General features: G+C 67.4%; 1 protein-coding gene and 1 pseudogene. Both read right to left on the reverse strand.

Annotated elements, in window-relative coordinates:
- A pseudogene (locus tag QZY03_RS08730) lies at positions 1–777 on the reverse strand (oligopeptidase A); the annotation flags it as partial.
- Positions 778–1,042: 265 nt separating this feature from the next.
- The coding region (locus QZY03_RS08735; protein ID WP_295580122.1) for a thrombospondin type 3 repeat-containing protein at positions 1,043–1,661 on the reverse strand (619 nt) is incomplete at its 5' end.

Below are 1,661 nucleotides of genomic sequence, written 5' to 3' on the forward strand. Positions count from 1 at the left end.
GATCCGGTCCATGGCCGTGCTGTTATCCCACTGGCCGGCGTGCGGTCCCTGATCGGAGGCGCGGGTGCTGTACGCCTGATAGACCTCGAAGCGCAGGTCCCGATTGTCCGCATAGGTCAGCACCGGGATATAGGAGGGCATGTCCAGCGTCAGGAGCCAGCCCTCCTGATCGCGCTGTTGGGCGTTCTGCCGGGCCAGACCCAGCGCCGATTCAGGCAGGCCGGCCAAGTGTTCCGGATCGGTGATCAGCTTGGTCCAGGCATTGGTGGCGTCCAGCAGGTTCTCGGAATACTTGCTGGTGAGCTGGGAGAGTTCCTGGCTGATGGCCTTGTAGCGGGCTTTCTTGTCCGCGGGCAGATCGACACCGGAGAGGTGGAAGTCGCGCAAGGCGTTCTCTACCAGCTTGCGCTGGGTGGGGTCCAGATGCTCCAGAGCCGCTACCGCCTGGTAGCCGCGGAACAGATCCTCGTTCTGGCCGACCTCGGTGCCGTAGTCGCTGAGCTTGGGCAGACAAGCATTGTACGCGGCGCGCAGGGCGTCGCTGTTCATGACCCCGTTCAGGTGACCGACGGGTGACCAGGTCCGGCTGAGCGTGTCGTCCATCTCCTCCAGCGCCTCGACGAAATTCTCCCAGGTGGGGACCGGCACCGCGCTGGTCAGGCGGGCGATCTCAGTGCGGCAGGCCGCGAGCCGGGCATCGAGCGCGGGCTCGACATGTTCCGGCAGGATGCGGGCGAACGCGGGGAGACCAACGTGATCGAGGAGCGGATTGGACATGGTTCATCCTGTGACAGGTGCAATTGAAACGAGGGGGAGCGAGCGGCCTCCCGGTGGCCCTGGAGTGGCGGCGGCGGGCGGGCTCTTCAAGCGCACCGGCTGCCGCGGCTGGACGCCTTCCGGAAGAATGCCGCAATCCTGGTTCAGGATGCGACGTCGTCCGCTTTGCGGACCAGCGGCCTCGTGTCGGCCGAGGTGGTCGGGATGGTGATCAAGGCCTGTCAAATACCACGGCCGAACGGCGGCGGGTGGGCCGCCGCCAGACTCACCGCCCCAGGATCGCCCGCCAGCCGCCCCGGTTGGGCAGGCACTCCCAGCAGAAATCGCCGGCCTCGCAAGCATCGCCAATACCGTCTCCATTCGCATCGGCCTGGTCAGGATTCCGCGTGTGCCGACAGTTGTCCTGCGCATCCGGCACCCCATCCCCGTCGCTGTCCAGTGCTGGGCCATCGACGACCGCGGGTGTCGCGGCGAATCCATAGCCGGCGGGATTGGCGCTGGCGCTGAGCTGGACCCGGGTATTCTGGCCAGCCACCAGGCGACTGGTGAACTGTGCCACCAGCAGTGGTTTGGGCAGGGTGCCCGGCCAGTCGCCCGACCGGCTGGCCCACGCGATCAGCACAAAACAATCGGTGGCGGCGTCCTGGTCGAAATTCGTCGTGCGGTCGTCGCGGCAGGCCGTGTCCTGCGCCACCAGGCCCTGCCCCAGCGCCCCCGTCTGGCCCGCGAAAGTCAGGTGTGTCGAGTTCCAGTGCAGCCGGACACCCAGGCCGGTCAGGGTCGCGTCCGCACCGCCGACATTGTACGTGAGGGTGATCGTCACCGCGGCCCCACTGGCCGCGGCCTGGCTGGCCGGTTCGGCGGAGCCCGGTAGGTTGGGGTGA

This window comes from uncultured Lamprocystis sp., assembly GCF_903933125.1.
In the GTDB taxonomy this organism is placed as follows: domain Bacteria; phylum Pseudomonadota; class Gammaproteobacteria; order Chromatiales; family Chromatiaceae; genus Thiodictyon.